Source organism: Polaromonas sp. (assembly GCF_039932935.1).
Classification (GTDB): Bacteria; Pseudomonadota; Gammaproteobacteria; order Burkholderiales; family Burkholderiaceae_C; genus Polaromonas.
Genome location: NZ_JBDTPB010000067.1, coordinates 26,370 through 38,988, shown reverse-complemented (window position 1 = coordinate 38,988; position 12,619 = coordinate 26,370). Strand labels below are relative to the sequence as shown.

The window sequence follows — 12,619 nt, the reverse complement described above, 5'->3', positions numbered from 1 at the left end:
GCCTGATCACCATCATCGGCCTGTCGGCGAAAAACGCGATTCTGATCATCGAGTTCGCCAAAGACCTGCAGGCGCAGGGCAAGGGCGTGATCGAGTCGGCCCTGGCCGCCGCGCACCTGCGGTTCCGCCCCATCGTCATGACGTCGCTGGCCTTCGGCCTGGGCGTGCTACCCCTGGTACTGGCTTCCGGCGCGGGCTCCGCCAGTCAGCGTGCCATCGGCACCGGCGTGATCGGCGGCATGATTACCGGCACAGCTTTGGCTGTGATCTTTGTCCCGGTGTTCTTTGTGGTCGTGCGCGGTCTCTTCAAGGGCAGCGAACGGCAAAACAGGATGTATTCGGAGCATGCCAAAGCAGCGGGCATCACCGGAGAGGAAGGAAATGAAGGTAAAGCCCATGAGTGAATTTCGCGTTGAATCCGGCATGAAGTCCGGCAAGAGACCCGGCATGAACGCCGGCTTCAAACCCCGGCTCCCGCAGCTTTTGGCGGTCTGCGCTGCGGCTTTTCTGGCCGGCTGCTCCATGATCCCGAAGTACGAACGCCCCGCGGCGCCCATTGCAGACCAGTGGCCGGCTGTCTCAGGCTTGAGCAGCAGCTCTTCACAGGCGCAGCCGGCATCGGTTCCGGCGGGCGCCGCGGCCGATATCGAGTGGCAGACTTTTTTCAGTGATCCGAAGTTGCGGCAACTGATTGACGCCGCGCTGCGCAACAACCGCGACCTGCGCATTGCCGTACTCAACATCGAGCAGGCCAGGGCCCAGTTCCAGATCCGGCGCGCCGACCAGTTCCCGACGATCAACGCGGGTATTACCGGGTCGCGCCAGCCCAACGCCAATGGCAACGGCAGTATCACCAGTTCCTATACCGGCGGTTTGCTGATGACGTCTTACGAGCTCGACTTTTTCGGCCGGGTTGCCAGCCTGAAGGAATCGGCGCTGGCCCGGTACCTGGCAACGGAAGAAGGCCGCAAGACGACGCAGATCAGCCTGATTGCGTCAGTGGCCAATACCTATCTGAGCCTGCTCGCCGACGAAGAACTGCTGGCCATCACGCAGCAGACGCTGGTCACGCGCGAGGAATCCTTCAAGCTCAGCAAGCTGCGCTTTGACAACGGCGTCACCTCCGAGCTGGACTTCCGTCAGGCCGAGTCGTTAACGGAAGCGGCCCGTGCTTCGCTGGCCCAGCTCGTGCGTCAGCGCGCGCTGGACCAGAATGCCCTGACTCTGCTGGTCGGCCAGCCCCTGAGCGGCGACCTCTCGGTGGCGCTACCGGTTGGCAAAGGCCTGGCTGATGCGCCCATGATGGTGGATGTACCGGCTGGCCTGCCGTCTGATTTGCTGACGCGCCGCCCCGACATTCGCCAGGCCGAGCAGCAACTGCTGGCCTCCAACGCCGACATTGGCGCTGCCCGCGCGGCGTTCTTCCCGCGCATTTCGCTCACGGCTTCTGCCGGAAGCGCCAGCTCGCACCTGTCAGGCCTGTTCAAGAGCGGTTCTTACGGCTGGACGCTGGCGCCGCAGCTGATCCTTCCGCTGTTCGATGCAGGCCGCAACCGTGCTGGGCTGGATTCAGCCAATGCCGGGCGCGACATCGCCGTCGCCCAGTACGAAAAATCCATCCAGACCGCTTTTCGCGAAGTGGCCGATGCGCTGGCAGGCCGCGACACCCTGGGCGAGCAACTGCGCGCCCAGCAGGCCCAGGCCAATGCCGAGACAACGCGTTTCAAACTAGCTGATCTGCGTTATCAGAACGGGGTGGCCAGTTACCTGGATCAGCTCGATGCGCAGCGTTCGCTGTTCAGCGCGCGCCAGGCTGTGGTGCAAACCCGCCTGGCCCAGTTGCAAAGCCAGGTCACGCTGTACAAGACGCTGGGAGGCGGCTGGAAGGAAGAGCCACCTGGGGACGCGCTGAGCCTGAAAGCCTCCAACGAGCTCAGCCGCTGAGAATGACAACTCGGGCCGACGCGGGCTGCTCCCAAGGTGCTATCTAATTCATAGCTTCTTGCGCCCGTTGGATAAGGGCTAGCGGCTGATTTGGCTGTTAATTTCAGGTTGTTGCATGCTCGCTGTGACCTGTTTCCCCTGGATTTTTAAGTGTTTTTGGCCCGCAGCCCATACAAGATGTGCGCAAGCAGCTATCAAAATAGTAGCAATATTCAATACGCGGCAGGCACCGCCAGCCTGTATTGGTGACCCCGCAAGCGCCGCAAGCCTGGGCAGCTGTCAAAAATGCAGTGAGCCCGCCGCGGCGTCCAGCTGAAGCCAGCGCTGCGCGGCGGCTTGCAGCGCAGCCGGTTGGCCGGTGGTGAACAACTGTGTCACGCCGGAGCCCGCCACCGACAGTTCGCCCTTCACCGACAGCAAGCGCCGCGTCTGCCGCGCCACTGGTTCGCCGGTGGCGATCAATTGGACGTGCTCACCCAGCAATTCGCGCAACTCTGGTATGGCAAAAAAATAATGCGTGCAGCCGAGCACCAGCGTGTCGATCTCGCCGGGTTCTGTGCCAAATTGGCCCATGGCCCTTGTGTAGCGTGCGCAAAGCGCTCTTGTTTTCATAGCATCTGCACCGGGGCGCTCCGCGCTTTGCTCGATGGCGTGCGCCAACCCGTCGCAGGGTTGGACTACGAATGCTGACTGGTTTTGGTAGGCGGACAGCAAGGTCCGAAACTTGGCACTGGTCACGGTGCCGCGGGTGCCCATCACGCCAATGCGTCCGGTCCGGGTCGATGCCACGGCGGGTTTGAGCGCCGGCTCCAGGCCTACCAGTGGCAAGTCGGGATGCTCTGCGCGCACCAGATGCGCCGCTGCGGCGGTAGCTGTATTGCAGGCAACCACCAGCGCCTTGATTCGGTGCTGATCGCGCAGATGCTGCGCAATGGCGCGTGTGCGTGCGCTCACGAAGGCATCGCCGCGTTCACCATAGGGCGCGTGGCCACTGTCGGCGATGTAGATGAAGTCTTCGCAAGGCAATTCGGCCCGCAGCGCCTGCAAGACGCTCAAGCCGCCGACCCCGCTGTCGAAGACCCCAATGGGCCGCTTTGCGCTCAAGCCGGCTTCAAGCGCTGGTCACCGGGATCTGCTTGAACTCGCCGGTGGCGATTTTCTTTTGCCACTCCGCCGGCCCGGTAATGTGTGCACTCGTGCCGCCTGCATCGACCGCCACGGTGACCGGCATGTCGACCACGTCGAACTCGTAAATCGCTTCCATGCCGAGGTCGGCGAAGCCCACCACCTTGGCAGTTTTAATTGCCTTGGACACGAGGTAGGCGGCGCCGCCAACGGCCATCAGGTACGCACTCTTGTGCTTTTTGATTGCCTCGATCGCGACGGGGCCTCGTTCTGACTTGCCGATCATCGAGATCAGGCCGGTTTCCGCAAGCATCATCTCGGTGAAGCCGTCCATGCGTGTCGCAGTCGTCGGGCCAGCCGGGCCGACCGCCTCGTCGCGCACAGGGTCGACCGGGCCGACGTAATAGATCACGCGGCCGCTGAAGTCCACGGGCAGCTTCTCGCCCTTGGCCAGCATGTCCTTGATGCGCTTGTGGGCGGCGTCACGGCCGGTGAGCATCTTGCCGTTGAGCAGCAATGTCTGGCCAGGCTTCCAGCTGGCGACTTCTTCCTTGGTGAGCGTGTTGAGGTCGACCTTCTTGCTTTTTTGGTAATCGGGTGTCCAGTTCACATTCGGCCAGAGGTCCAGCGAAGGCGGGTCCAGGTAGACCGGGCCACTGCCGTCCATCACGAAGTGGGCGTGGCGTGTGGCAGCACAGTTGGGGATCATCGCCACGGGCTTGCTGGCCGCGTGCGTGGGGTACATCTTGATCTTGATGTCGAGCACGGTGGTCAGGCCGCCGAGGCCTTGCGCGCCTATGCCCAGCGCGTTGACTTTTTCGAACAGTTCCAGGCGCAGCGCTTCGGTTTTGGTGAGCGTCGCACCCGAAGACGATTTGGCTTGCAACTCGTACATGTCGAGGTCGTCCATTAGGCTTTCCTTGGCCATTAGCACCGCCTTTTCAGCGGTGCCGCCAATGCCGATGCCCAGCATGCCGGGCGGGCACCAGCCGGCGCCCATGGTGGGCACGGTTTTGAGCACCCAGTCGACCACTGAGTCACCGGGGTTGAGCATGACCATCTTGCTTTTGTTTTCGCTGCCGCCACCCTTGGCCGCCACAGTGACGTCAATTTTGTTGCCGGGCACCAGCTCGGTGAAGATCACGGCCGGCGTGTTGTCTTTGGTGTTCTTTCGGTCGAACTGCGGATCGGCCACCACTGAGGCGCGCAGGGTGTTGTCGGGGTGGTTGTAGCCGCGGCGCACGCCTTCGTTGATGGCGTCGTCTAGGCTGCCGGTGAAGCCTTCCCAGCGCACGTCCATGCCGACCTTGAGGAACACGTTGACGATGCCGGTGTCCTGGCAGATGGGGCGGTGGCCGGTGGCGCTCATCTTGCTGTTGGTAAGAATTTGCGCGATGGCGTCTTTGGCGGCCGGGCTTTGTTCACGCTCGTAGGCGCGTGCCAGGTGGGCGATGTAGTCAGCGGGGTGGTAGTAGCTGATGTACTGCAGGGCGGCGGCTACGGATTCGATGAGGTCGGCTTGCTTGATCGTGGTCATGGTGGGTGGAGTCGTCGTTTTTTGGGGTTTCTGGCAAACCCTGCAATTATCCGTCCTCGGGTGGGCTTTGCCCTCACGCGGTGCACCGGTGGGGGGCCTTAAGGTTTCAAGACCCTTCAGATGAGAATCTTTCTTGTTTGCGGTCATACTTTGGCTTCCTCCTCTCTTTTCTCTTTTCGACAGCGCAGGAATTTTCATGACCACACGCAGCACTACGCGCACGGAACGCGATACCTTCGGCCCGATTGAAGTCCCGGCCGACAAGCTCTGGGGCGCGCAGACGCAGCGTTCATTGCAGAACTTCGACATCTCGGGTGAGCAGCAGCCACGCGAAATCATCAAGGCACTGGCGCAAGTCAAGCGCTCGTCGGCCAAGGTCAACCATGCGCTGGGACTGCAGGATGAGAAAAAGACAAAAGCCATCGTGGCTGCGGCCGACGAGGTGATTGCGGGCGGTCACGCGGATGAATTTCCACTGGTGGTCTGGCAGACAGGCTCAGGCACGCAGACCAACATGAATGTCAATGAAGTGCTGGCCAACCGCGCCAGTGAAATCCTCGGCGGCGAGCGCGGCGAAAGCCGCCTGGTGCACCCCAACGACGACGTGAATCGCAGCCAGTCCTCCAACGATGTGTTCCCGACCGCCATGCATGTGGCCGCGGTGGAGTCGATGACGCACAAGTTGCTGCCGGCAATTGCGAAGTTGCGTACCACGCTGGCCATGAAAGCCAAGGATTTTGACGGCATTGTGAAGATCGGCCGCACCCACTTGCAGGATGCGACGCCGCTCACGCTGGGCCAGGAGTTTTCGGGCTATGTGGCCCAGCTCGACCATGGCGAAAAACATGTGCGTGCCGCCTTGCCGCACCTGTATGAACTGGCGCTCGGCGGTACCGCCGTCGGCACGGGGCTGAACGCACCCAAGGGCTATGCGGAACAAGTAGCGGCCGAGCTGGCGGCGCTCACGGGTCTGCCGTTCATCACGGCGCCTAACAAGTTTGAAGCCATGGCCTCGGTGGATGGCCTGGTGCATGCACATGGCGCGCTCAAGACGCTGGCCGCCAGCATGATGAAAATCGCCAACGACGTGCGCTGGCTGGCCAGCGGCCCGCGCAGCGGTATCGGTGAACTCAGCATTCCCGAGAACGAGCCCGGCTCGTCCATCATGCCGGGCAAGGTCAACCCGACGCAGAGCGAGGCCGTCACGATGCTGGCCGCTCAGGTGTTCGGCAATGACGTTGCCATCAACTTTGGCGGCGCCTCGGGAAATTTCGAACTCAACGTGTTCCGGCCCATGGTGGCGCATAATTTTTTGCAAAGCGTGCGCCTGCTGGCCGACGGCATGGTGAGCTTTAACGACCACTGCGCGGCAGGCATTGAACCCAACCGCGAACGCATCACCGAGCTGGTCGAGCGTTCGTTGATGCTTGTGACGGCGCTCAACACCCATATCGGCTATGACAAGGCCGCCTATATCGCCAAGAAGGCGCACAAGGAGGGCAGCAGCCTGCGCGAGGCGGCGCTGGCCTCGGGCCATGTCACGGCGGAGCAGTTTGACCAATGGGTGGTGCCTGGGGATATGGTCGGGAGGTAGGCTCACCCCCGTCCAGGCTCACTGCGTGTAGCCCGTTCCCCCCTTCCAGGGGGCGGCGCCTGCCGGCCGGCGGAGCCGGACCTGCGGCCCCTGCTTGCTTGGGGAAAGGGGCCGATACTGCCGCCCTTGTTCGTCTCGGGGACAATAGCGCCATGCTCAAGATTGTCCAGCGCACACTGAACCAGTTCATCCATTCGCAGTCGCTTTCGGGCGTGGTTCTGGCGCTTGCTGCCGTGTTGGCGCTGGTCGCCAGCAATTCGCCTTGGGGTGATGCCTATGAACGCTTTGTGCATTTGCCCGGAGAGCTGCGCATGGGTGGCGGCTGGGTGGTGCTTTCCAAGTCGTTGCTGCATTGGGTCAATGACTTGTGGATGGCCGTGTTCTTCTTTCTGGTGGGGCTGGAGATCAAGCGCGAGTTGATGGAGGGTGAACTGGCCTCGCGTGCGCAGGCGCTGCTGCCGGCAGGGGCTGCCTTGGGCGGCATGGTGGTGCCGGCGCTCATCTACGCGGCGATCAATGCCGGTGACCCTGTGGCGCTTCGCGGCTGGGCCATTCCGGCGGCCACCGACATCGCATTTGCGCTGGGCATCCTTGTGCTGCTGGGCAGCCGTGTGCCGGCTTCGCTCAAGGTGTTTCTGACGGCCGTGGCGATCATTGATGACCTGGGTGCCATCCTCATCATTGCCTTTTTCTATACTGAAGGACTGTCGCTGTCGGCGCTGGCCGCTGCTGGTGTCGGGGTGTTGGTACTGCTGGCGTTCAACCGTGCCAAGGTCATGGCCATCGGCCCGTATGTCGTGGTAGGGCTGGTCATCTGGCTTTTCGTCTACAAGTCGGGTATCCATGCCACGCTGGCGGGAGTGGCAACTGCACTGGCGATTCCCTTGTCGGACGGGAAAGGCGGCTCACCGCTCAAAACGGCCGAGCATGCGCTGCATCCTTGGGTGGCGTTTGCCGTGTTGCCCGTGTTCGCGTTTGTCAATGCCGGTGTTTCTCTGCAGGGTGTCACCGTGACGACCTTGCTGCAAAGCGTACCCCTGGGCATTACGGCGGGTCTGTTGCTGGGCAAGGCCATGGGCGTATTCGGTGCCTCCTGGCTGCTGATTCGATTTGCCGGCGCACGCTTGCCCGCCGGGGCCGGTTGGAGTCAGTTTTTTGGGGTTTGCCTGCTGTGCGGCGTTGGGTTCACCATGAGCCTTTTTATTGGTGCCCTCGCGTTTGCCGGCCAGGATGCGGCTTACGAGACGCAACTCAAGCTGGGCGTGCTGTGCGGCTCGCTGCTGTCGGGAGTGGTGGGGGCGCTGATGCTGCTGCGCAGCAGCGCCGCCGGGAAGTCACCGAGCTGAATGCCGGTGCGACCTGTTCAGTGCTTTTGCGCGGCAATGCCCGACATGATCTTGTCGGTGTAAGCAATTGCAATCGCTGACAGCAGGAATGTGATGTGGATCACTGTCTGAGCGATCAAGACCTTGTCGGTGTAGTTGTCGGCGTTGATGAAGGTCTTGAGCAGGTGGATCGAGCTGATGCCGATGATGGCCGTGGCCAGCTTCACCTTCAGCACCGATGCATTCACGTGCGATAGCCATTCGGGCTGGTCGGGGTGGCCTTCCAGGTTCATGCGGCTTACAAAGGTTTCGTAGCCGCCCACGATCACCATGATCAGCAGGTTGGAGATCATGACCACGTCGATCAGCGCCAGCACCACCAGCATGATGACCGTCTCATTGAGTGTCACGACGGGTATGGCGGTCTTGTAGCCGATGCTGGTGATCAGCGATTGCAGGGCAGTCTGGCTGCCGAAGGCCGCTTCGATCAGGTGCCACAACTCAACCAGGAAGTGCACGACGTACACCGCTTGCGCGGCAATCAGTCCGAGGTACAGCGGTAGCTGGAGCCAGCGGCTGGCAAAAATCAGATTGGGCAGGGGGCGCAGAGGCGACGAGGGGCGATCAATTGGATGAGGGTCGGACATGCAGGCATTGTAAAGCGGTGAAAATTTTCGGAATCTTGACTTTGATCAATAGAGGGGTAGTTGCTCTTGACTGAGGTCAAGAAAATTTCGAGAACGCGGTCCCAGAATCCGGCGAAGGCAGATACATGCCACGGCGCAAACAAAGCAACCGGAGACAAAATGACCACCACCGACGGTAAACCCGTTCCTTCCTCGTCCTATCGCTGGATGCAGCTCCTGCTCGGCATCATTTGCATGGCAATGATCGCCAACATGCAGTACGGCTGGACGCTCTTCGTCAACCCCATCGCCGACAAACATGGCTGGAGCAAGGCGGCTATCCAGGTGGCCTTCACCATCTTTGTGCTGACCGAAACCTGGCTGGTGCCCATCGAGGGTTACCTGGTTGACCGTTTCGGCCCGCGCCCTGTCGTGATGGGCGGCGGCGTGTTGTGCGGCATCGGCTGGATACTTAACTCGCACGCCGATTCGCTCCCTCTGCTGTACTTCGCCGCAGCCGTCAGCGGTGTTGGCGCGGGCGCCGTGTACGGAACCTGCGTGGGCAACGCGCTCAAGTGGTTTCCGGACCGCCGCGGCCTGGCCGCCGGCCTCACCGCCGCGGGCTTCGGTGCCGGTTCCGCGCTCACCATCATCCCGATCTCCAACATGATCAAGTCCAGCGGCTACGAGTCGGCCTTCCTGTACTTCGGCATCCTGCAGGGCGTGGTGGTGTTTGTGATCTCCTTCCTGCTCACACGCGCGCCGCACAACCTGGCCAAGTCGTCCGCCGTGTCGACCATCCACGTGCAGCAGGGCCGCCATGAGTACAAGCCCAGCGAAGTACTGCGCCGCCCGGTGTTCTGGGTGATGTATGCCATGTTCGTGATGGTGGCCGCCGGCGGCCTGATGGCGACGGCGCAGCTCGGCCCCATCGCCACCGATTTCAAGATCGGCAACGTGCCGGTGAACATCATGGGTCTGGTGCTGCCCGCGCTGACCTTCGCGCTGGCCATCGACCGCGTGCTCAATGGCCTGACACGCCCGTTCTTCGGCTGGGTGTCCGACCAGATTGGCCGGGAAAAAACCATGCTGATTGCCTTTGCCGCCGAATCGGTGGGTATCCTGGCGCTGTACCAGTTCGGCCAGAACCCGATCGCCTTTGTGATCCTCACGGGCCTGGTGTTCTTTGCCTGGGGCGAAATCTACAGCTTGTTCCCCTCGACATGTGCCGACACTTTCGGCTCCAAGTACGCCGCCGCCAACGCGGGACTGCTATATACCGCCAAGGGCACGGCCTCGCTGCTGGTGCCGCTGTCGAGCATGCTCACCGCCGCGACGGGTAGCTGGCATGCGGTGTTCATTGTGGGCAGCGTGATGAACGCGATTGCAGCGCTTATGGCCTGGTATGTGCTTCGCCCCATGCGCCGTACTGAGATGAACCTGGCCGCGCCTCCTGCGGCCGCACAGGAAGCCGCGGGCAGCTTGCACGTCGCAGCGCACAGCTGACCCGCTCCTTCCCGCAAGGCACCGCTCACGCTTCGAAAGAGGCGCTGAGCGGTGCCTTTTTTGCAGTTATCCCTCATGGGTGTAAATTGGCAAGGTTGGCGTAAGTCAGTGGTTTGTAAGTGCGAACGCTGATATTACCGACCAAACCCACTGCCACGGAGACAAAACCCATGAGTGCCATCGAATCGGTCCTGGTCGAAAACCGCGTGTTCCCGCCCGCTGAAGCCGTCGTCAAGGCGGCGCGCATTTCCGGAATGCCGGCGTACAACGCGCTTTGCGCGGAAGCTGCGAAAGATTTCGAAGGTTTCTGGGCCCGGCTGGCGCGTGAAAACCTGAGCTGGAAAAAGCCGTTCACCCAAACACTGGATGAGTCCAACGCCCCGTTCTACCGGTGGTTTGCCGACGGTGAGCTCAACGCCTCGTACAACTGCCTGGACCGCCACCTCGGCACGCCGGTTGAAAACAAGAAAGCCATCATCTTCGAGAGTGATGACGGCAAGGTCACCAACGTCACCTACAAAGAGCTGCATGCCAGGGTCAGCCAGTTTGCCAGCGCGCTCAAGGGCGCGGGCATCAAGAAGGGCGACCGCGTCATCATCTACATGCCGATGACGGTTGAAGGCGTTGTGGCCATGCAGGCCTGCGCGCGCATTGGCGCTACCCATTCGGTGGTGTTCGGCGGGTTCTCGGCCAAGAGCTTGCAGGAGCGTATTCAGGATGCGGGCGCTGTGGCGGTCATCACCGCCAACTACCAGCTGCGCGGCGGCAAGGAACTGCCGCTCAAGGCCATCGTTGATGAGGGCATTGCCATGGGCGGCTGTGAGTCGATCAAGAATGTGATTGTCTACCAGCGCACCGCTACCGCCTGCAACATGGTGGCTGGCCGCGACAGCCTGATGCACGAAATCACCGCCAAGGCTGCGCCGGTGTGTGAGCCCGAGTTCGTGGGCGCCGAGCACCCGCTCTTTATTCTTTACACGTCGGGCTCGACCGGCAAGCCCAAGGGCGTGCAGCACAGCACGGGCGGCTACCTGCTTTGGGCCAAACTCACGATGGACTGGACCTTCGATATCCAGCCCTCCGATGTCTTCTGGTGCACGGCCGACATCGGCTGGATCACCGGCCACACCTATGTCGCTTATGGCCCGCTGGCAGCCGGCGCGACGCAGATCATCTTTGAAGGCATACCGACCTTTCCGAATGCTGGCCGCTTCTGGCAGATGATCGAAAAACACAAGGTCACGATTTTTTACACCGCCCCCACGGCCATCCGTTCATTGATCAAGGCTGCCGAGGCCGATGAAAAAGTGCATCCGGCTCGCTCCGACCTGAGTAGTTTGCGCATTCTGGGCTCCGTCGGCGAGCCCATCAATCCGGAAGCATGGATGTGGTACTACAAAAACGTGGGCGGCGAGCGTTGCCCAGTGGTCGACACCTTCTGGCAAACAGAAACCGGCGGCCACGTCATCACGCCGCTGCCAGGCGCGACGCCGCTGGTGCCCGGCAGTTGCACCTTGCCTCTGCCCGGCATCATGACTGCCATTGTTGATGAAACTGGCAAGGACCTGCCCAACGGCGCTGGCGGCATGCTGGTGATCAAGCGTCCGTGGCCATCCATGATCCGCACCATCTGGAATGACCCTGAGCGCTTCAAGAAGAGCTATTTCCCGGAAGAGATGGGCGGCACGATTTACCTCGCCGGAGACGGTGCGGTTCGCAACGTGGACAATGGGTATTTCCGCATCACCGGCCGTATCGACGACGTGCTCAATGTGTCCGGCCATCGCATGGGCACGATGGAAATCGAATCCGCGCTGGTCTCGCATTCAGCGTTGGTGGCCGAAGCCGCCGTGGTGGGCCGGCCCGACGACGTGACTGGCGAGGCCATTGTGGCTTTTGTCGTGCTTAAGCGCTCACGTCCCACGGGCGAAGAAGCCAAGGCAATTGCCAAGGAACTGCGCGACTGGGTAGGCAAGGAAATCGGGCCCATCGCCAAGCCCAAAGACATTCGCTTCGGCGATAACCTGCCCAAGACACGCAGCGGAAAAATCATGCGCCGCCTGTTGCGCGGCATTGCCAAGGGCGAGGCGATCACGCAGGACACTTCTACGTTGGAGAATCCCGCCATTCTTGACCAGCTCTCGGAAAAGCAGTGAAGTGAGGCAGACATCAAAAAAGCCCGTCGTCGACGGGCTTTTTTGTGGGCCAAAGGCCTGGTTTATTTCTGGGTCAGGATCCAGGCGACCAGTTTTTTTGCCTCGTCAGGGCTGACCTGGGCGTTGGCAGGCATGGGTACGGGGCCCCAGACACCTGAACCACCCTTGATGACTTTGGCTGCCAGCTTGTCGGCTGCGTCTTTTTGACCTGCATATTTGGCCGCCACATCCTTGTAGGAAGGCCCCACCAGTTTCTTGTCGATGGCATGGCAAGCCATGCAGTTTTTAGCGGTTGCCAGTTGTAAATCCGCGAATGCCGGTGTGGATACTGCAAAAACTGCAGCCATGGAAGCGATGACCGAAAGAATGCGTTTCATGGTTTTGTCCTCGTGGGGAAGTTGTGGATTCGGGTTACAGTCAATTAACGTCATTGTAGTGGTGCCGGTTGACCCTCTTTTCAAGGCCAGGTCGGGCTAACCATTACTCATTCAGAGGAGTTACAGATGTTTTTTCTATTAATCGGAGTTATTGCCCTGGCACTGAAATACCTGGAAATCGGGCCCGTGGCGACATTAAGCTGGTGGATCGTGCTTGCACCCTTTGCGCTCGCGGCGCTTTGGTGGTGGTGGGCAGATGCCTCGGGGTATACCAAAAGAAAAGAAGTCGACAAGATGGACAAACGCAAGCAGGACCGTATCGAAAAACAGCGCGCAGCCATGGGCATGCTGTCGAGCAAGAAAAAGAAATAGCTGAAAAAACGGCTTTGGCTGCCATCAAGACCATCATCTACCTGGCGTCCAAGGTCT

At 61.1% G+C, this 12,619-nt stretch carries 11 protein-coding genes; 7 read left to right on the top strand and 4 right to left on the bottom strand.

The genetic code is table 11. The features are described 5' to 3' along the window. The coding region (locus ABI546_RS11450) for an efflux RND transporter permease subunit (RefSeq protein ID WP_348046705.1) at window positions 1-404 on the top strand (404 nt) is incomplete at its 5' end. A gap of 43 nt (window positions 405-447) precedes the next feature. Continuing rightward, entirely contained in the window at window positions 448-1,944 is a 1,497-nt protein-coding gene (locus tag ABI546_RS11445; protein WP_348046710.1) for an efflux transporter outer membrane subunit, read from the top strand. 279 nt (window positions 1,945-2,223) lie between these two features. On the opposite strand, the gene murI is transcribed toward ABI546_RS11445, so the two are convergent. Continuing rightward, on the bottom strand, window positions 2,224-3,048 hold the full coding sequence (murI, locus tag ABI546_RS11440) for a glutamate racemase (protein ID WP_348046704.1): 825 nt from the start codon (window positions 3,046-3,048) through the stop codon (window positions 2,224-2,226). Window positions 3,049-3,055: 7 nt separating this feature from the next. After that, window positions 3,056-4,606, bottom strand: coding sequence for a fumarate hydratase (locus ABI546_RS11435; protein WP_348046703.1), 1,551 nt, complete (start codon window positions 4,604-4,606; stop codon window positions 3,056-3,058). Between the two features lie 196 nt (window positions 4,607-4,802). Between ABI546_RS11435 and fumC the strand changes: the two genes are divergently transcribed. Then, entirely contained in the window at window positions 4,803-6,200 is a 1,398-nt protein-coding gene (gene fumC / locus ABI546_RS11430; protein ID WP_348046702.1) for a class II fumarate hydratase, read from the top strand. A gap of 152 nt (window positions 6,201-6,352) precedes the next feature. After that, window positions 6,353-7,546, top strand: a complete 1,194-nt coding sequence (gene nhaA / locus ABI546_RS11425; RefSeq protein ID WP_348046701.1) for a Na+/H+ antiporter NhaA — start codon at window positions 6,353-6,355, stop codon at window positions 7,544-7,546. Between the two features lie 17 nt (window positions 7,547-7,563). Here nhaA and ABI546_RS11420 read toward each other — a convergent pair whose 3' ends face one another. Then, on the bottom strand, window positions 7,564-8,172 hold the full coding sequence (locus tag ABI546_RS11420; RefSeq protein WP_348046700.1) for a YqhA family protein: 609 nt from the start codon (window positions 8,170-8,172) through the stop codon (window positions 7,564-7,566). A 159-nt stretch (window positions 8,173-8,331) separates the two neighbouring features. Here ABI546_RS11420 and oxlT point away from each other — a divergent pair, with 159 nt between their 5' ends. Beyond that, a complete protein-coding gene (oxlT, locus tag ABI546_RS11415; RefSeq protein ID WP_348046699.1) occupies window positions 8,332-9,657 on the top strand; it encodes an oxalate/formate MFS antiporter in 1,326 nt (441 codons plus the stop codon). Between the two features lie 170 nt (window positions 9,658-9,827). Next, a complete protein-coding gene (acs, locus tag ABI546_RS11410; protein ID WP_348046698.1) occupies window positions 9,828-11,813 on the top strand; it encodes an acetate--CoA ligase in 1,986 nt (661 codons plus the stop codon). Between the two features lie 62 nt (window positions 11,814-11,875). Here acs and ABI546_RS11405 read toward each other — a convergent pair whose 3' ends face one another. Next, window positions 11,876-12,190: a c-type cytochrome gene (locus tag ABI546_RS11405; protein ID WP_348046697.1), complete on the bottom strand. Its 315-nt coding sequence runs from the start codon at window positions 12,188-12,190 to the stop codon at window positions 11,876-11,878. Window positions 12,191-12,316: 126 nt separating this feature from the next. Between ABI546_RS11405 and ABI546_RS11400 the strand changes: the two genes are divergently transcribed. Further along, window positions 12,317-12,562: a TIGR04438 family Trp-rich protein gene (locus ABI546_RS11400; protein WP_348046696.1), complete on the top strand. Its 246-nt coding sequence runs from the start codon at window positions 12,317-12,319 to the stop codon at window positions 12,560-12,562. Window positions 12,563-12,619 lie beyond the last annotated feature (57 nt).

Excerpts from the sequence above, each read along its gene's own strand:
- ABI546_RS11435 (WP_348046703.1), bottom strand. The coding sequence starts at position 4,606 with ATGACCACGATCAAGCAAGCCGACCTCATCGAATCCGTAGCCGCCGCC.
- ABI546_RS11400 (WP_348046696.1), top strand. The coding sequence starts at position 12,317 with ATGTTTTTTCTATTAATCGGAGTTATTGCCCTGGCACTGAAATACCTG.
- ABI546_RS11420 (WP_348046700.1), bottom strand. The coding sequence starts at position 8,172 with ATGTCCGACCCTCATCCAATTGATCGCCCCTCGTCGCCTCTGCGCCCC.
- oxlT (WP_348046699.1), top strand. The coding sequence starts at position 8,332 with ATGACCACCACCGACGGTAAACCCGTTCCTTCCTCGTCCTATCGCTGG.
- nhaA (WP_348046701.1), top strand. The coding sequence starts at position 6,353 with ATGCTCAAGATTGTCCAGCGCACACTGAACCAGTTCATCCATTCGCAG.
- acs (WP_348046698.1), top strand. The coding sequence starts at position 9,828 with ATGAGTGCCATCGAATCGGTCCTGGTCGAAAACCGCGTGTTCCCGCCC.
- fumC (WP_348046702.1), top strand. The coding sequence starts at position 4,803 with ATGACCACACGCAGCACTACGCGCACGGAACGCGATACCTTCGGCCCG.
- ABI546_RS11405 (WP_348046697.1), bottom strand. The coding sequence starts at position 12,190 with ATGAAACGCATTCTTTCGGTCATCGCTTCCATGGCTGCAGTTTTTGCA.
- ABI546_RS11445 (WP_348046710.1), top strand. The coding sequence starts at position 448 with ATGAACGCCGGCTTCAAACCCCGGCTCCCGCAGCTTTTGGCGGTCTGC.